The sequence below is a fragment of the Mucilaginibacter sp. 14171R-50 genome (genome assembly GCF_010093045.1).
In the GTDB taxonomy this organism is placed as follows: Bacteria; Bacteroidota; Bacteroidia; order Sphingobacteriales; family Sphingobacteriaceae; genus Mucilaginibacter.
Map to the genome: position 1 here is coordinate 1287266 of NZ_CP048115.1, position 18847 is coordinate 1306112.

19 protein-coding genes are annotated in these 18847 nt (G+C 44.6%); all 19 read left to right on the forward strand.

The annotated features are described in order from the left end of the window. The first annotated feature begins 93 nt into the window (after positions 1–93). Positions 94–1008: a PstS family phosphate ABC transporter substrate-binding protein gene (locus tag GWR56_RS05880; RefSeq protein WP_162430213.1), complete on the forward strand. Its 915-nt coding sequence runs from the start codon at positions 94–96 to the stop codon at positions 1006–1008. A 30-nt stretch (positions 1009–1038) separates the two neighbouring features. Next, entirely contained in the window at positions 1039–2757 is a 1719-nt protein-coding gene (locus GWR56_RS05885) for a hypothetical protein (RefSeq protein ID WP_162430214.1), read from the forward strand. Positions 2758–2826: 69 nt separating this feature from the next. Beyond that, positions 2827–3198: an NADH-quinone oxidoreductase subunit A gene (locus tag GWR56_RS05890; protein ID WP_162430215.1), complete on the forward strand. Its 372-nt coding sequence runs from the start codon at positions 2827–2829 to the stop codon at positions 3196–3198. A 202-nt stretch (positions 3199–3400) separates the two neighbouring features. Then, positions 3401–3943, forward strand: coding sequence for an NADH-quinone oxidoreductase subunit B (locus GWR56_RS05895; RefSeq protein ID WP_162430216.1), 543 nt, complete (start codon positions 3401–3403; stop codon positions 3941–3943). After that, a complete protein-coding gene (locus GWR56_RS05900; protein WP_162430217.1) occupies positions 3943–4446 on the forward strand; it encodes an NADH-quinone oxidoreductase subunit C in 504 nt (167 codons plus the stop codon). Before GWR56_RS05895 ends, GWR56_RS05900 begins: the two co-directional genes overlap by 1 nt. Positions 4447–4451: 5 nt before the next feature. After that, the gene (locus GWR56_RS05905) at positions 4452–5663 is read left to right on the forward strand and encodes an NADH-quinone oxidoreductase subunit D (protein ID WP_162430218.1); all 1212 of its coding nucleotides are present in this window, start codon (positions 4452–4454) and stop codon (positions 5661–5663) included. Next, positions 5656–6174: an NAD(P)H-dependent oxidoreductase subunit E gene (gene nuoE / locus GWR56_RS05910; protein WP_162430219.1), complete on the forward strand. Its 519-nt coding sequence runs from the start codon at positions 5656–5658 to the stop codon at positions 6172–6174. The genes GWR56_RS05905 and nuoE overlap by 8 nt, the downstream gene beginning before the upstream one ends. 125 nt (positions 6175–6299) lie before the next feature. Continuing rightward, positions 6300–7664, forward strand: coding sequence for an NADH-quinone oxidoreductase subunit NuoF (nuoF, locus tag GWR56_RS05915; RefSeq protein ID WP_162430220.1), 1365 nt, complete (start codon positions 6300–6302; stop codon positions 7662–7664). Between the two features lie 129 nt (positions 7665–7793). Continuing rightward, complete coding sequence (locus tag GWR56_RS05920; protein WP_162430221.1) at positions 7794–8792, forward strand: 2Fe-2S iron-sulfur cluster-binding protein; 999 nt, start codon at positions 7794–7796, stop codon at positions 8790–8792. After that, positions 8792–9823, forward strand: a complete 1032-nt coding sequence (gene nuoH / locus GWR56_RS05925) for an NADH-quinone oxidoreductase subunit NuoH (protein ID WP_162430222.1) — start codon at positions 8792–8794, stop codon at positions 9821–9823. The genes GWR56_RS05920 and nuoH overlap by 1 nt, the downstream gene beginning before the upstream one ends. An 18-nt stretch (positions 9824–9841) precedes the next feature. Then, entirely contained in the window at positions 9842–10339 is a 498-nt protein-coding gene (locus GWR56_RS05930) for an NADH-quinone oxidoreductase subunit I (protein ID WP_162430223.1), read from the forward strand. A gap of 64 nt (positions 10340–10403) precedes the next feature. Continuing rightward, entirely contained in the window at positions 10404–10913 is a 510-nt protein-coding gene (locus GWR56_RS05935; RefSeq protein ID WP_202925379.1) for an NADH-quinone oxidoreductase subunit J, read from the forward strand. Beyond that, a complete protein-coding gene (gene nuoK, locus GWR56_RS05940) occupies positions 10913–11242 on the forward strand; it encodes an NADH-quinone oxidoreductase subunit NuoK (protein WP_067056863.1) in 330 nt (109 codons plus the stop codon). Before GWR56_RS05935 ends, nuoK begins: the two co-directional genes overlap by 1 nt. A 96-nt stretch (positions 11243–11338) precedes the next feature. Then, the gene (gene nuoL / locus GWR56_RS05945) at positions 11339–13258 is read left to right on the forward strand and encodes an NADH-quinone oxidoreductase subunit L (protein ID WP_162430224.1); all 1920 of its coding nucleotides are present in this window, start codon (positions 11339–11341) and stop codon (positions 13256–13258) included. Positions 13259–13266: 8 nt separating this feature from the next. Further along, entirely contained in the window at positions 13267–14733 is a 1467-nt protein-coding gene (locus GWR56_RS05950; protein WP_162430225.1) for a NuoM family protein, read from the forward strand. A 14-nt stretch (positions 14734–14747) separates the two neighbouring features. Then, positions 14748–16127, forward strand: coding sequence for an NADH-quinone oxidoreductase subunit N (locus GWR56_RS05955; protein WP_162430226.1), 1380 nt, complete (start codon positions 14748–14750; stop codon positions 16125–16127). 97 nt (positions 16128–16224) lie between these two features. Next, entirely contained in the window at positions 16225–16863 is a 639-nt protein-coding gene (locus GWR56_RS05960) for a DedA family protein (protein ID WP_162430227.1), read from the forward strand. Positions 16864–16879: 16 nt separating this feature from the next. Then, complete coding sequence (locus tag GWR56_RS05965) at positions 16880–17425, forward strand: inorganic diphosphatase (protein WP_162430228.1); 546 nt, start codon at positions 16880–16882, stop codon at positions 17423–17425. Between the two features lie 8 nt (positions 17426–17433). Then, positions 17434–18774, forward strand: coding sequence for a hemolysin family protein (locus GWR56_RS05970; RefSeq protein ID WP_162430229.1), 1341 nt, complete (start codon positions 17434–17436; stop codon positions 18772–18774). The last annotated feature ends 73 nt before the right edge of the window (positions 18775–18847 follow it).

The window sequence follows — 18847 nt, forward strand, 5'->3', positions numbered from 1 at the left end:
CAAATTTGCCCAAAACACAACGGATCCTATTTGGTTCGGTAGTATTGATATATGCAGTTTTACGCTTTTCGCGCTATTTAAGAAAGGACCCTAATGAAATTTAGTTTCAGGGCGTTATTGTCAGGCGTAGCATTTTTAATAGTGCTGCAAGCCTGTAAGCAAAATGCCGGTAAAAAAACGGAGCTTGACGGTTTTATGTCAGGAACTGCGGTATTTGGTGCCGATGAATCGTTTTCGCCTATTATTGACGAAGAACTGTATATTTTTAAGGCAGCTTTTCCAGACGCCAACCCCGTACTGCAATATAAGGCCGAAGCTGATGTGGTAAACGACCTGATGAACGACAAATACAGGGTGGCTATTTTACCACGGACTTTGGATACCACTGAACTTGGTATATTAAAAAGGCGTAGTTTAACGGCAGATACCATCAGATTTGCTATAGATGCTATCGCGCTTATCGTTAATCAGGCATCTAATGATACTTTAATTTCGGTAAACGAAATTAAAAGTATGTTGAACGGGAGATCAAAAACTGATAAAAATATCGTGTTTGACAACCCTAACTCGAGTTTGGTAAGGTATTTGAAGACCTTGTCTGGTAACAACGGGTTGAAACAAAAAAATATTTACGCGCTAAGCTCAAGTAAAGAAGTTATAAAGTATGTAAGTACCCACCCAAATTCAATTGGGATAACGGGTTTCAGCTGGCTTAATGACCCGGATAAGGATTATGCCGACGCGGTAGATAAGGTTAAAATTGTTGGTGTGCGCAACGAAGATAGCAAGACAGCCCCCAACCAGTACTTTAAACCTTCGCAGGAAACGCTTGTCCAACATACGTATCCGCTAAGCAGGGCGTTATATATTATCGATTGTACAGGCCGAAAGGGATTAGGCGCAGGCTTTGCATCATTTTTAGCCAGCGAACGTGGACAAAGAATAATATTAAAATCGGGGTTATTACCCGATTCTATCCCCCCGCGGGAAATAAACATTATACACTAACTATATATATTTACAAACTAAAGAGATAAGATGAAAATGATCAGTAAGATAAGTAAGCTGGTATTAGCACTGACCCTTGTAGGTTCATCAACAGTTTTTGCGCAAAGCTTAGCCGATGCCAAGAAAGCAATTGATGCAGAGCAGTTTCAGAAGGCTAAATCGATGCTTAAAAATTTAACCGTAACACAGGCTAATAAGGACGAAAACTTTTTTTACCTGGGTTGGGTGTATCTTTTACAAGATTATCCTGACTCGGCAAAAACGGTGTTTCAAAAAGGTGTTGCTGTAAACCCAAAATCTGCTTTGAATAATGTAGGTTTAGGCGCGGCCGCTTTTGTTGACAAAGACAGAGCTACGGCTACAAGATATTTTAACCAGGCGCTTGCGTTGGCAGACAAACATGATGGCGACCCTGCTTTGTATATAGGTAAGGCATACTTACTTAACGAAGTTGATGGTAAAGTTGCGCCGGCGGATGCCAATGCTGCTATTTCCGTGTTAACAAAGGGTAAAGAAGCTGATAAAAAGAACGCTAATATTTTAGTTGCATTAGGTGATGCCTTACGTACACAAAGCAAAAACTCTGATGCAGTAGGCGCTTACCAGTCTGCCTTAGAGATAGATCCTAAACTGGCACATGCTAAGGTAGCAACAGGTATCATCTGGAAATACGCCAATAACTTTGAAGCATCGCAGGATGAGTTTAAAAAGGCTTTGGCCATTGACCCTAATTACGGCCCCGCCTACCGCGAGTGGGCTGAGACCGATGTTCGCTGGGCGTTGTCAGATCCTAAAATGGCATCAGTAAAAGTTAAAGAAGGCGTGGATAATTATCGTAAGTATCTTTCTTTAACAGATATGTCTATTGAGTCGCGCTTACGTTATGCCGACTTCCTGTTGTACGCCGGCGATTATAAGGCATTACAAACAGAGGCCGCCGCATTAGCGAGCTCTGCAAACAGTAACCTTAAAGTATACCGTTACTTAGCTTACGCTGCGTACGAAAATAAAGATTACCAGGCCGGCATAAACGCAATGAACACCTGGATAACAAAGGCCGATCCTAAACGTATCATTACACGGGATTACGTGTACCTGGGTCGTTTGCAATTGGCAAATAAGCAAGATTCGTTGGGTGTCTTATCATTGCGTAAAGCCTTAGAGTTAGATACAACCAAGGTAGATGTTTATCCGGAAATAGCTAAAGCGCTTTACGGCCAGAAAAAATATGTTGAATCGGGCGATACTTACGCAAGTTTTATAGCCAAGTCAAACAAGGCAACATTAAACGATTACTTGTCGGAAGGGTTGAGTTACTATAAGGCATTTACCGAACAATATTTTAGTAACGCAAAACCAAAGCCTACGCCAGATACAACGCTTTTAGTAAAAGCCGACTCTGCCTTTAGTTACATTCAGCATAAGGCGAGTGCGCCCGTTGCAGTAGTTGCACTATACCAAGCCCGCGCAAATGATTTTAGGGAACCCGACAGAAATACAATAAAAGGGTTAGCAAAACCATATTACGAGCAGTATATACAATTGCAAACAGCTAAAACCACATTAAGTGATAATGATAAAACATTCCTGGCCGAGGCATATGCTTACTTAGGTGCTTATTACGACTTTAAAGAAAAGGACGATGCAAAAGCTGCCGAAAACTATAGCAAGGCAAGGGAATACGACCCGAGCAATAAATCTGCTGCAGCTTACTTCTCCCGTAAAAGCGGTGGTTCTAAAAGCAAATAAAATAATTAAACCAAAAGCCCCTTGAAAAAGGGGCTTTTTTTATTATGCGCCCCTTTGTATATTTGCCCCATGGAATTACACAGTTTGCCGGTTAACTATTTACCCATCATATTCCAGATGCTGGTAGCCATAGGTTTTGTTGTTACAACAATGTTTGTAACCCATAAAATTGGCCCTAAGCGCGTAACCAAGGATAAATTAACGCCCTTTGAATCAGGTATAGAAGTTATCGGTAATGCCCGTACACCTATGTCTATCAAGTACTTCCTGGTGGCTATACTTTTTGTATTGTTTGATGTGGAAGTGATTTTTATGTATCCCTGGGCGGTAAACTTCCGCGACCTGGGCCGCGAGGGTATGATAGAGATGTTTATTTTTATGGGCACGTTACTTGCCGGGTTTATTTATATTATAAAAAAAGGCGCATTAAACTGGGACTGATCAAACTCGTCTAACTAAGATAAGCGTAGCCGGGAATAGCTGCCGCTATAAGGTGTCACTTAGTGGGTTTAATATATCCGGCAGTTTAGATTGATTCTAAATATATTCCTGAACCTGCATAGTGTATTTGTTACAACGTATTTATTGTAAATTTGCACATCAGTTTTTACTGATGTCATAATATTATTTGGAGAGGAATTTAATGAGTGATATTCAAATAGTTGAAGCCCCTGCGGGTGTTGAAGGATCGGGGTTTTTTGCTACCAAACTTTCTGAAGCAGTGGGTTTGGCACGTTCACACTCCTTATGGCCGCTGCCGTTTGCAACTTCTTGCTGCGGTATCGAGTTTATGGCCACTATGGGTTCGCATTACGATCTGAGCAGGTTTGGGGCCGAGCGTTTAAGCTTTTCGCCGCGCCAGGCCGATCTGTTGATGGTAATGGGGACCATATCTAAAAAAATGGGCCCGGTATTACGCCAGGTTTATTTGCAAATGGCCGAACCCCGGTGGGTAATGGCTGTTGGTGCCTGCGCATCAAGCGGTGGTATATTCGATACTTATTCGGTGCTGCAGGGTATTGATGAGGTAATCCCGGTTGATGTTTACGTGCCAGGATGCCCCCCACGCCCCGAGGCTATTATTGATGGTTTTATGGCTATACAAAAACTGGTACGTACCGAGTCTATTCGCCGCCGCGAAGAGCCTAAATACCAGGCATTGCTGGCTAAATATGGTATCCAATAATGGCTAAAATTGCAAACGAAGAGCTTTTACAAAAGCTGAACGATAAATTTCCGGGCCAGATAACCCAAACAGGTGCCGATTTTGGCTTGCTAACTGTGGAAACGGATAAAAATGTTATCAGCGAAGTGTTAAACTTCCTGAAAACAGATAGTGCGCTGCAGTTTATATTTTTAACAGATATCACGGCCATACATTACCCCGAGCTGGAAAAACCGATCGGCGTGATCTATCATCTGCACAGCTTAGCCACCAATACACGTATTCGTATTAAGGTTTTTCTTGCAGAAGCTGATCTGCATATTCCAACTGCAATCACCCTATGGGATGGCGCCAACTGGATGGAACGCGAAACGTACGACTATTTCGGGGTGATATTTGACGGGCACCCTGACCTGCGCAGGATATTGAATGTCGACGACATGACGGTATTCCCGATGAGGAAGGAATTCCCGTTGGAAGACCCAAACCGTATTGATAAAAAAGATTACTTTTTCGGGAGATAATATAAATGCAGAACCACCCCGTATATACCGATAACGACCCGCAGACCGAGTACTCTACGCTCAACCTGGGCCCAACGCACCCTGCAACTCACGGTGTGTTCCAGAATGTGTTGCAGATGGATGGCGAACGTATTGTTAGCGGCGTATCAACCATAGGCTACATACACCGTGCATTTGAAAAAATTGCCGAGCATCGTCCCTTTTACCAGATAACACCGCTTACCGACAGGCTTAACTACTGCTCGTCGCCTATAAATAATATGGGCTGGCACATGACAGTAGAGAAGCTGTTAAATATACAAACACCCAAGCGTGTCGACTATATGCGTGTTATCATCATGGAGCTGGCCCGTATTGCCGATCATATTATCTGCAACGGGGTGCTGGGTGTTGATACAGGCGCTTTTACAGGCTTCCTGTATATGATGGAGTATCGTGAGGAGATTTACGAGATATACGAAGAAATTTGCGGTTCGCGTTTAACAACAAACATCGGCCGCATTGGCGGGTTCGAACGAAATTTTAATAAGATCGCGTTTGACAAGATCCGGAAATTCCTGGTGAAATTTCCGCCTGTTTTAAAAGAATTTGAGGCATTATTTAACCGTAACCGCATATTTGTCGATCGTACAAAGGATGTGGCTGCCGTTACTGCCGAAACCGCATTAAGTTACAGTTGGAGCGGCCCGCTTTTACGCGCCGCCGGGGTTGATTATGATGTGAGGGCTATGGAGCCTTACTCATCGTACGAAGATTTTGATTTCGAAGTGCCTGTTGGCGAGAACGGCGACGTTTACAACCGCTTTTTGGTACGTAACGAAGAGATGTGGCAGAGCTTGCGCATTATTGAGCAGGCGCTGAACAAGATAGAGAAGGAACCGTCGGAGATATTCCACGCGAATGTGCCGGCCTATTACCTGCCCCCAAAGGAAGAAGTTTACAATAATATGGAAGCTTTGATCTATCACTTTAAAATTGTGATGGGCGAAGTAGAGACCCCAACCGCCGAAGTTTACCACGCGGTTGAAGGTGCAAACGGCGAACTGGGTTTTTACCTGGTGAACGATGGCGGTAGGTCGCCGTACCGTTTGCATTTTCGCAGGCCAAGCTTCATCAATTACCAGATGTATGCGCCAATGAGCCAGGGGATGTTATTGTCTGACGCTATTATTAACATGAGTAGTTTAAACGTTATAGCCGGAGAGTTAGATGCTTAGTGTACAGGATACCAATACGCCGGTGACATTTTCACCGGAATTGCTTGATAAGTTTGCTGACGTAGTTAGCCGCTACCCTTACGGGAAACAAAAATCTGCGCTGTTGCCTATACTGCATCTGGTACAGGCCGAATATGGCTGGGTTAGCGTACCTGCAATGGACAGTGTTGCCAATTTTCTTTCTATCCAGCCGATAGAGGTTTACGAGGTAGCGTCCTTTTATACCATGTACTTTTTAAAGCCGCAGGGCAAGTACATGCTGGAGGTTTGCCGTACAGGCCCATGCGAAATTGTTGGCGCTACGCCCATAATGGAGCATATTGAAAAAACGCTTGGAGTTAAAGAGGGCGACGTTACCCCCGACGGTTTATTTAGCTGGCGTGGCGTAGAGTGCCTTGCTGCATGTGGCTTCGGCCCGGTGTTGCAAATTGGCCCTGAGTACACTTTCTATGAAAATTTAACACCTGAGTCGGTTGATCAGTTGATTGGCGATCTGAGGGCGAAAAGTTAAGAGATTTCGAAATTTCGATCTCGGATTTAGAATTTATTTTTAGGATTTAGGTTTACCTTTTGGGATTTAGAAATTAGAGTTTAGGATTTAGAATTTCACCTTTTAGGATTTATAGTTTACCAACAATGGCTCGTAAATTACTTTTAGAACATATAAACGTACCCGGCATCAATACATTTGATGTTTACCGCTCAAAAGGCGGTTACGCTGCTGTTGAAAAAGCCCTGAAAACCCTTACCCCCGACGAAGTGGTAGAGGAGGTTAAAAAATCAGGCTTGCGTGGCCGTGGCGGCGCAGGTTTCCCTACCGGGATGAAGTGGAGCTTTTTAGCCAAGCCGGCGGGTGTTGCCCGTTACCTGGTTTGTAACGCTGATGAATCAGAACCCGGTACCTTTAAAGACCGTTATTTAATGACTTATATCCCTCATTTATTAATTGAGGGGATGATTGTAGCCAGCTTTGCGCTGGGTGCAAATACATCATATATATATGTACGCGGCGAAATGATGCCGCAGATACGCATCCTTGAAAAAGCCATCGCCGAAGCAAAGGCAAAAGGCTTTTTGGGTAAAAACATTTTAGGCACCGGGTACGACCTGGAGCTTTACGTACAGCCAGGCGGTGGCGCTTACATCTGCGGCGAAGAAACCGCTTTGTTGGAGTCGCTCGAAGGTAAACGTGGTAACCCCAGGATAAAACCTCCGTTCCCGGCTATTGCTGGCTTGTATGGCTGCCCTACGGTGGTTAACAATGTTGAATCTATCGCGGCCGTGGTACCTATCATTAACGATGGCGGCGACGAGTACGCAAAAATTGGCATTGGCCGCAGCACAGGTACCAAGCTGATATCTGCAGGCGGCAACTTACGCAAACCGGGCGTTTACGAAATTGACCTGGGCCTGCCTGTTGAAGAATTTTTATACAGCGACGAATATTGCGGCGGCATCGCTAATGGCAAACGCTTAAAAGCGGTTGTTGCGGGCGGGTCATCCGTGCCGATATTACCGGCCAACCTGTTCATGAAAACCATTAATAATGAGCCCCGCCTGATGAGCTACGAATCATTGGCTGAAGGAGGCTTTGTTAGCGGCACCATGATGGGCTCGGGTGGTTTTATTGCCTATGACGAAGACCAGTGTATCGTTAGAAACACCTGGAATTTCGCACGTTTTTATCACCACGAAAGCTGCGGACAATGCTCGCCTTGCCGTGAAGGTACAGGCTGGATGGAGAAAGTTTTGCACCGCCTGGAATACGGCCACGGTAAAATGAGCGACATGGACCTGCTTGTTGATGTAAGTAAAAAAATTGAAGGTAATACGATTTGTCCGCTGGGTGATGCGGCAGCATGGCCGGTGGCCAGCGCCATTCGCCACTTCAGGGATGAATTTGAGTGGCATGTAACACATCCGCATGAAGCAACAACCCGTAACTTCGGGTTAGCGCATTATGCAGACCCGCTGCCGAAGTTGGAAGTAGCGGCGAGTTAAATAAGAATAACAAAGCGTCATTGCGAGGAACGAAGCAATCCTCGATAGAAAAGGTTGCGACAAGCGTGTTGAAGATTGCCACGCTATCGCTCGCAATGACGGGAACGATATAAAAGGACGATAAGTCAGATGAAAGTAACGATAGACGGATTTCCTATTGAAGTAGAAGCCGGGACAACCATCCTGAACGCCGCGAGGCTGATAGGTGGCGACATTGTTCCGCCGACTATGTGCTATTACTCTAAGCTGGAGGGTACCGGCGGTAAATGCCGTACCTGTTTGGTGCAGGTAAGCAAGGGTTCTGAAAAAGACCCCCGCCCTATGCCAAAACTGGTGGCAAGCTGCCGTACTACGGTAATGGATGGCATGGAGGTGAAAAACATCACTTCGCCCGAAGTTATTGAGGCACGTAAAGGTGTGGTAGAGATGTTATTGATAAACCACCCGCTGGATTGCCCCGTTTGTGACCAGGCAGGCGAATGCCATTTACAGGACCTGAGCTACGAACACGGTGCTGCTAAAACCCGGTATGAGTTTGACCGCCGTACATTTGAAAGAATAGACATTGGTGATAAGATACAACTGCACATGACGCGCTGCATCCTGTGCTATCGTTGCGTGTTTGTTGCCGACCAGATAACAGACCACCGCGTACATGGTATTTTAAACCGCGGCGACCATTCAGAGATATCAACCTATATTCAAAAAGCCGTTGACAACGATTTTAGCGGTAACGTGATTGATGTATGCCCTGTTGGCGCATTAACTGATAAAACCTTCCGTTTCAGAAACCGCGTTTGGTTTACCAAGCCTGTTGAAGCGCATCGCGAATGCGAAAACCCAAAATGCTGTGGTAAAGTAACTTTATGGTACAAGGGCGAAGATGTATTGCGCGTAACCGCCCGTAAAGACGAGTATGGTGAGGCGGAAGCATTTATTTGCAACACCTGCCGTTTTTATAAAAAGAAGACCACCGACTGGATAATAGAAGGCCCGCGTAAAGTATCGCACAAATCTGTGATCAGCGCCAATCATTATGATACGTTAAAACCGTTGCCGGTTGTAAAAACCAACCCGGTATTGATAGAAGCGAATAAAGAACAATTTGAAAGGGAGACACGCCTGTAATGGAATTAGCAGATATAGCCATTAAATTTGGCCTTATAATCGTTATATTTTTAATAAGCCTGGTAGTAGCCATGTACTCTACCTATGCCGAACGTAAAATAGCGGCGTTTTTTCAGGATAGGGTAGGCCCTAACCGTGCCGGGCCGGGTGGTATGTTTCAGCCGCTGGCCGATGGGATGAAAATGTTCATGAAGGAAGAGATCATCCCAACTAATGCTACATCGTTCCTGTTTATCGTTGGCCCTTCGCTGGCTATATTAACGGCTTGTATAGGTTCGGCGGTTATTCCGTGGGGGCAAAACCTGGTCATAGGCGATAAGGTTATCCCGTTACAGGTTACTGATATTAACGTAGGTATCTTGTACATATTCGGTGTAGTATCATTAGGCGTGTATGGTGTAATGATAGGCGGCTGGGCATCAAACAACAAATACTCGTTATTAGGCGCTATCCGTGCGGCATCGCAAAATATCAGCTACGAAATTTCAATGGGGCTTTCGATAATCGCTCTGTTGATGGTTACCCAAACTTTAAGTCTGGGCGAGATTGCAGCGCAGCAGCATGGCTGGCACTGGAACGTATTGTATCAGCCGGTTGGTTTCCTGCTGTTTATGGTGTGTGCCTTTGCCGAAACTAACCGTACACCGTTTGACCTTCCCGAGTGCGAGACCGAACTGGTTGGCGGCTACCATACCGAGTATTCGTCTATGAAGCTTGGTTTTTACCTGTTTGCCGAGTACATTAATATGTTCATTTCATCGGCAGTAATGGCTACCCTGTATTGGGGCGGTTATAACTACCCCGGTATGGATTGGGTAGCCGCGCATGTTGGCCCGGTTATCGGTCCGCTTATTGGTACCGCAGTGTTTTTTGCAAAAATATTCCTGTTCATCTTCTTTTTTATGTGGGTACGCTGGACTATCCCGCGTTTCCGGTACGACCAGTTGATGGACCTGGGCTGGAAGGTACTGATACCTTTGGCCATAGCTAATATTGTTGTTACCGGTATTGTTATTACTTTTTTAAATTAAGAGAGAGGTTAAGTTTTAATGGAATCATTAAGTAATAAAAAGAAGCAATTAACCGTAAAGCCGCTCAATTTTTGGGAGCGGGCTTACCTGCCTGCTATCATGAGTGGCTTAGCCATCACCATGAAGCACTTCTTTAAAAAACCGGTTACTATTGCCTATCCCGACGAGAAACGGGAGTTTTCTGAGAATTACCGTGGCATGCACTCGCTTAAACGCGATGAAAATGGTGCCGAGCGCTGTACCGCCTGCGGCCTTTGCGCATTATCGTGCCCGGCCGAGGCTATCACCATGCAAGCTGCCGAGCGCCAGAAAGGCGAGGAGCACTTATATCGCGAAGAAAAGTATGCTGCCGTTTACGAAATAAATATGCTGCGCTGTATTTTTTGCGGCTTATGCGAAGAGGCCTGCCCTAAAGAAGCGATATACCTTGATGGCGACATTATCCCATCGGATTATCTGCGCAAGGATTTTATTTACGGTAAAGACAAATTAGTAGAAGCACCTTTAAATCAATAACAGAAGTTTTATACCTTTGCGCAACTCTTTTGAGCAGGGCAAAAGTATATTGTAAAATATAAACATGAGTACATTTTACTTCATCGCGTTTTTATCCATATTCTTTTCAATACTGGTTATTTCTGCAAAAAACCCGGTGCATAGTATACTGTACCTTATACTCACCTTCTTTACATTCACCATTCATTATATATTAATGAACGCGCAGTTTTTGGCTATTGTAAACTTTATAGTTTATATGGGCGCCATACTGGTACTGTTCCTATATACATTGATGCTGATAAACCTGAATAAAGAAAGCGAGCCGGTTAAGCCGTTTATGGTGAAGATAGCCGCTGTATTTGGCGGAGGGATATTGGCGGTAGCGCTGGTGTCATCCCTGAAATCATTAGGCGTATCAGATCCGGTGGTGCTCAGGAACCCTGAGCTTGGCCTCGTAAAAAACCTCGGGAAAGTATTATTCAACGAATTTTTGCTGCCGTTTGAAGTATCGTCGGTATTGCTGTTATCGGCAATGGTTGGCGCGGTGCTGCTGGCTACAAAAGAACCTAACGAAACAAAAGCAACCATCTGATGGAAAGTTTAACCCATACCATTCAAGCGGTGCCGCTTAACCACTACATTTTATTAAGCGCTATTATATTTTCGATAGGTGTAATGGGCGTTTTATTGCGCCGCAATGCCATTGTAATATTCATGTCGGTTGAGCTGATGCTTAACTCGGTGAACTTGCTGCTTACCGCCTTTTCGGTTTATCGCGGCGATGCAGCGGGGCAGGTATTTGTATTTTTTATTATGGCGCTTGCCGCCGCCGAAGTTGCGGTAGGCTTGGCTATTATAGTAATGATATACCGTAACACCAACAGTATAGATATTAACGTGCTGAACCGGTTGAAATGGTAAAGCCCCCAGCCCCCTAAAGGGGGTAAGGAGAGCAATTAATTATAAAAAAAAGAGCTTCTGTTCCGCCTTCAGGGGGTTAGGGGGCAAAAAATTTATATGGACAATTTGATCTGGCTTATTCCTGTACTACCCTTAGCCGGTTTTGTTATTAACGGACTGGGGCGCAATACGTTACCGAAGAACCTTATCGGGGCTATCGGTAGTTTGCTGGTATTGGTATCGTTTGGTATAAGCGTTGCTACATTCTTTCAGATAAAAAACTCGGGTATGCCCGTTGAGGTTACCCTGTTTGACTGGATAGCCGTTGGCGATTTTCATATTCCATTCGCGTTCCTTGTAGATCAGCTAAGCTCCATTATGCTGCTGATCATCACCGGCGTGGGTTTCCTTATCCATTTATACTCTATTGGCTACATGCACGATGATAACGGCTTTGGTAAATTCTTTGCATACCTTAACCTGTTCGTTTTCTTCATGCTGCTGCTGGTAATGGGCAGCAACTATTTGGTAATGTTTATTGGCTGGGAAGGCGTGGGCTTATGCTCATACCTGCTTATCGGTTTCTGGTACACTAACCCAAGCTATGCCGATGCTGCCAAAAAAGCCTTCGTAATGAACCGTATCGGCGACCTTGGTTTCCTGATCGGTATTTTTCTTTTAATGAATACGTTTGGCAGTGTTGCTTTTAATGATATTTTCCCTAAGGCTACCGGAGCGGTTGCCGCCGGTGCGCCGATTGTTTTAATTACGATGTTATTATTTGTGGGTGCTGTTGGTAAATCGGCACAGCTGCCGTTGTTCACCTGGCTGCCCGATGCCATGGCAGGCCCAACACCGGTATCGGCACTCATACATGCGGCTACCATGGTTACTGCAGGTATCTACATGATAGCCCGCTCAAACATCTTGTTTACACTGGCGCCCGATACCATGGAAGTGATTGCCATTATTGGTTTGGCTACTGCAGCATTCGCGGCGTTAATTGCGCTTACGCAAACGGATATTAAAAAGGTGCTGGCATACTCAACAGTATCGCAGCTGGGCTATATGTTTTTGGGTTTGGGCGTAGGCGCTTACACAGGCGCTTTCTTCCATGTGTTAACACACGCCTTCTTTAAAGCATTATTGTTCCTGGGTGCAGGCTCGGTTATCCACGCCATGGGCGGCGAGCAGGATATGCGCAAAATGGGCGGGTTAAAGGGTAAAATAAAAGTAACCTTCATTACCATGCTGGTAGGCACTATTGCTATCGCCGGTATCCCGCCGTTCTCGGGTTTCTTCTCAAAAGACGAAATTTTGGCTGCGGCTTTCGCGCATAGCACCACTTTTTATGTAGTGGGTGTTATCACTGCCGGTTTAACCTCATTCTATATGTTCAGGATGATGTACCTTACCTTCTGGGGGAAGTTCCGCGGGACGCACGAGCAGGAACATCATGTACACGAGTCGCCTGCTAACATGACCATCCCGTTGATCATCCTGGCCATACTATCAGCCGTTGCAGGTATGATTGGCGTACCGGCGGTTTTAGGCGGTCATCACGAATTGGGCGCTTACCTTGCCCCCGTATTTGAAGCATCAAACAAAATATTAGGCGAGCATGAGTTAAGCCACAGCACCGAATGGGTGTTAATGGGTGCGTCGGTGCTTTTGGCGCTGATAGCTATGGGCCTTGCTTACAATAAATACGTATCAAAAAGCCATGTACCGGTATCCGATGAAGCAGAGCGCCCGGCACTGGCGAACCTGTCGTACCATAAATTTTATATCGACGAATTGTACGATAAGGTTATCCGTAAGCCGCTGGATGCTATATCAGTGTTCTTCTACAAAGTAGTAGAGCAGTTAGGTATTGATGGCTTTGTTAACGGACTTGGCAAAAGCACATTAGATACAAGCAAGGGCCTGCGCCTGCTGCAAACAGGTAACGTAGGTTTTTACATATTTATGATGGTGTTAGGTATTATCGCCATTTTGGTATACAGTTTAATTAAAATAAATGCGCTTGGCGTTTAAGATATAAAATGACGGTTAGTATTTTACTTTTTTTACCGGTAGTAGCAGCACTTTTAGTGCTCTTGTTTAAGAACGGGGCAGCAAAGCACGCGGCATTATTCTTCTCTGTTGTGGAGCTTGCGCTTGCCATTTATTTCCTTGCGGGCTTTGTGCCCGATGCATCGGTACAATATGGCGTTGACGCACCCTGGATACCGCAAATGGGTGTGCATTTTACAGCCGGGATAGATGGTATCAGTATGATAATGGTTTTGCTGAGCACCGTACTGGTACCGCTTATCATTTTAACCACATACAAGCACCAGTACAAAAACGCTAAGGCGTTTTACGCGCTGATACTGTTTATGCAGGCGGGTATGCTCACGGTATTTACAGCGCTTGATGGATTTTTATTTTACGTAGGCTGGGAAGCGGCACTGATACCTATTTATTTTATCTGCGCTTTGTGGGGCGGCGAAAACCGCATCCGCATCACCATTAAATTTTTTATTTATACGTTCGCGGGGTCTTTATTTATGCTGTTAGGCATCATTTACCTGGCCCTGCAAACCCCGGGCGGTATTTACGATCTGAGGAGTTTTAACGATCTGAATCTTACTTTAACCCAGCAATCATGGGTATTCTGGGCATTTTTTGCAGCCTTTGCTATCAAGATGCCGGTATTTCCGTTCCACACGTGGCAGCCTGATACTTATACTGAAGCGCCCTCGGCAGGTACCATGATGCTATCCGGTATTATGCTAAAAATGGGTATTTACGGTGTTATCCGCTGGCTGATACCAAACGCGCCTGCGGGTTTCCTGCAATGGCAAAATCTGGTTATCATATTAGCGGTAATTGGTATTGTTTACGCTTCGCTGATAGCTTTTAACCAAAAGGATGGTAAGCGCCTGGTAGCATACTCGTCAATAGCGCACGTAGGCCTTATTGCTGCCGGAATCTTCGCCTGGACAACACAAGGTGTACAAGGTGCCATGATCCAAATGCTTAGTCACGGTATAAACGTGGTGGGGATGTTCTTTATATGGGATATTATCAGCCGCCGGTTAAACACCCGAGACATTGGCCAGATGGGTGGTATCGCTAAAGTAGCGCCTCATTTCTCGATAGTGTTTTTAATAATCGTGTTAGGCACGGTTGCTCTTCCGTTGACCAACGGTTTTGTGGGCGAGTTTTTATTGCTGAAAGGCGTTTATAACTATAACATTTGGTTTGCGGCAGTTGCCGGCTTAACCATCATATTTGGCGCGGTATATATGCTGCGTATGTACAAGAACGTAATGCAAGGCGAGACGAATGAACTGACAGCCATATTCGCCGACATCAGCGGTTCAGAAAAACTGGTGCTTGGGATTATATGCGTGTTGATCATTGGCATCGGTGTATACCCGCAGCCTATATTGCATATATCAGAAGCAGCGGTAACAAATTTGGTGAACACGGTAAGTGCGAAGTTTGCTATGGGGAAATTCTAAAAGAATTTATATAAATGACCACTCTAATAATCATATCTGTTTTACCCATCGTAATATTATACCTGGGTTTATATAAAGTTCAGAAAGCTTTATTGCCGGTGACCGTTATTGGTTTGCTTGCGGCTTTGGGCGCGGCAGTAGCCCAATGGGGCAATAACGCAGTGCCGATCTATCATGGTATGATGTTGTTCAACAACTTTTCTATTGCATTCTCGGTGGTAAGTATTACGTCTACCATATTGATATTGCTGCTTTCCAAAGGGTATTTCGACAGGATAAGCAACCACATTGCTGAATACTACGCCATAATATTATTCTCGTTAGCAGGTATAATTGTTATGGTGTCGTACCATAACCTCGCCATGCTGTTCATCGGTATCGAGATCATGTCGGTTAGTTTGTATATACTGGCAGGAATACGTAAAAAAGATTTTGCTTCAAATGAAGCAGCATTGAAATATTTTTTGATGGGTGCGTTTTCGACCGGTTTCCTGCTGTTTGGCATTACGCTGATTTATGGCTCTTCGGGATCGTTCGACCTGGATGGCATCCGCGATTGGGTATTAACCAATCCCCGTAATACCGATCCGTTGTTTTATACCGGGATTATGCTTGTTATTGTTGGCCTTTGCTTTAAGGTTGGCGCGGCGCCGTTCCATTTTTGGACACCGGATGTGTATGAAGGTTCGCCTTCGTTGATCACACTGTTCATGTCTACTGTAGTTAAGGTAGCAGGTATAGTTGCATTCCTACGATTATTCTCGGCATGTTTTTCGACCATCAGCAGTTTTTGGACACCTGTATTGCTAACCATTACCATTGCAACCCTGCTTATTGGCAATATAACGGCACTGTACCAGCAAAGCTTTAAACGCATGATGGCTTTTTCCAGCATTTCACATGCTGGTTACCTGTTATTCGCTATTGTAGCATTAGGTGCGGCATCTGCTAATTCGGTGCTCATATACGGCGCGGCTTATACTGTAGCTTCAATTATCGCTTTTGGGGCGTTTATCCTGGTAAAACAACAAACCAGGAGTGATAGCTTCGAGGCCTTTAACGGGCTTGGTAAAACTAATCCGTTTTTAGCGTTTGTGCTTACCATAAGTATGTTATCATTAGCAGGGATACCGCTTACTGCTGGCTTTATAGGTAAATTCTTCATGTTCTCTGGTGCGCTGGCACATTATAATACCTGGTTGGTAATTGTTGCAGTAGTTAATGCCATGATCAGCATCTTCTATTATTTCAGGGTAATAATTGCGATGTATTTCCGCAGCGCCGAGCGTGCCGAGGTTGAAGTGCCTGCCTATTACAAGTTTGTTTTGGGCTTTTCGGCTATCGCAACTATCGTTATCGGGGTATACCCGTCGTTTATATCCGCCCTTATTTAATACGGGGCCGGGCTAAAACAGAAAGAAAGTCCTCTCCTTTGAAGCGGATTAGGTAATACAATTCCATTTAATATTTGTAGTTTTACGGATATAGTTAATGGAAAACTTTTGGGAATACCTTCAAAATTTAACCGACGCACAGTCTATTTTAAGCAGTGGTGGCTTTTACCTTTTGCTTATAGTGGTATATGCCGAAACCGGGTTATTCTTTGGTTTCTTCTTACCGGGCGATTATTTGCTGTTTCTGGCAGGCCTGCTAAGCGCTGCCGGCATAATACATGTGCCCATTTATACCTTAGTGCTTTCGCTTATAGCGGCGGGCATTTTGGGTAACTATACCGGCTATTGGTTTGGCTATCGCACGGGGCCGGTGCTATTCAACAAAAACGACTCCTTTTTTTTTAAAAAGCGGTACATAGCCGTTGCCGAAGAGTTTTATGCCAAGTACGGTGGCATGGCCTTGATTTTAGGCAGATTTTTCCCCATAGTTAGAACATTTGCCCCTATATTTGCAGGTGTTGTAAGGGTTGACCTTAAAAAGTTTACCATTTACAATATTATTGGCAGCGTAGCCTGGGTAACCATTTTAACTTTAGCCGGTTATTTTTTAGGCAGACGCTTCCCCGAATTAAAGGATTATCTGGAGTACATAGTACTCGGTTTGATAATTATTACAACAATTCCGCTGATTATTGCTTATGTGAGAAGACAGTATGCAAAGTCAAAAGAAAAGTAAATTAATATAAAGATACATGAGCACACAACATCCCTGGCACCAGGTTTCACCGGGCGATAATATTCCTGAAACTGTAAACGCGATAATTGAGATACCAAAGGGTTCAAAGGCAAAATACGAGATTGATAAAGAGTCGGGACTTTTAAAGCTGGATCGCGTACTGTTTTCGTCGGTGATGTACCCGGCCAATTATGGTTTTATCCCGCAAACTTATTGTGATGATAAAGACCCGCTTGATATTTTAGTGCTATGCTCGATAGATGTTTTCCCGATGTCGATCATCGAGGCTAAGGTTGTGGGGGTGATGCACATGGTAGATAATGGCGAGCAGGACGATAAAATCATCGCGGTAGCAAAAAACGACATGTCGGTTAATTATATTAACGACCTTGCAGAGCTACCCCCGCATGCGATGACCGAAATTGTGCGCTTTTTTAAGGATTATAAAAAGCTGGAAGGCAAGAATGTTACTATTGAACATTTACTGGGCGTGCGCTATGCCCATAAAGTAATTACCGAAAGTTTAGAGCTATATAAATCTACTTTCCCTGTTTACAAATAAATTGATTAATGGACCCCGGACCCTACGAAATAAGTGTATTTTATATTTTTGCTACCATATTTTTGGTGCTGCTCAACGGCTTTTTTGTAGCAGCTGAGTTTGCGATGGTAAGGGTAAGGGGCTCGCAGATCGAGATCCGGGCCAAAGCCGGCAGTGGCGTTGCAAAGGTAGCAAGGGGCATTCTGCATAATCTTGACGGTTACCTGGCCGCTACACAATTGGGTATCACTATAGCATCACTGGGCCTGGGTGTTGTTGGCGAGGGTGTTGTTACCAATATTGTATTGCGTGGCTTTATGAGTGTAGGTATTACGCTTACATCAGGCTTTGTAACCGCCAGTCATATCGTTTCGTTTGCTTTTATTACCATATTGCATATTGTGTTTGGCGAATTGGCGCCAAAATCGCTGGCAATTCAAAAATCGGCCGGGACTGTTATGGCGGTATCTGTACCGTTAAGGTTTTTCTTTGTTGTGTTCAGACCAGCCATATGGGTATTAAACGGCTTTGCTAATTTTATTTTAAAGCTGTTTGGTATCACCACCCTGGAAGGCGGAGAAACGCACCACAGTTCAGAAGAGTTGCAGTACCTGTTGGAACAGGGGCGCGAAACAGGCGCGCTCGATTCGAACGAGCATGAGCTGATACAAAACGTGTTTGATTTTAACGAGCGCGTAGTAAAAAACATTATGGTGCCCCGTACCAAGATATCGGGTATTGAATTAGATACGAGCAAGGAGGAACTGCTGGAGTGCTTGATAACTGAAGGATACTCGCGCATGCCGGTATACGATGATGTGATTGACAAGATCGTGGGTATTGTACACGCCAAAGATATTTTACCACTACTGGCACGTAACGAGCCCATTGTATTGAAAGACATTATCCGTAAGCCATATTTTATACCCGAAACCAAAAAGATAAACGACCTGATGGCCGAGCTGCAGCAAAAGCGCATTCAAATAGCCATCGTATCTGACGAGTTTGGAGGAACGGCCGGAATGGTGACCCTGGAAGATATTGTTGAAGAATTAGTTGGTGAGATACAAGATGAGTTTGACGAGGAAAAACCAATTGTTGAGAAGCTAAACGACCGCGAGTTTGTGGTGAATGCCCTTGCACCTATATACGATGTAAATGAGCATCTGCCGCACGACCTGCCCGAAGATGGCGACTTTGATACCGTATCGGGCTGGTTGGGCCACATATTTGGTAAAATACCTGATGTAGGCGAGCAGAAAGAAAGCAACGGGTACAACATCACCGTACTAAAAAAATCCGATCAGAACATCGAATCGGTAAAGCTGGAGCTGCTGATCAACGAAGAAGATGCGGTAGATCTGCATTAATTATAAATGATATAAAGACGCGAAGTATCGCGTCTCTACGATGATTGTTTGAGGTAGAGACGCGACACATCGC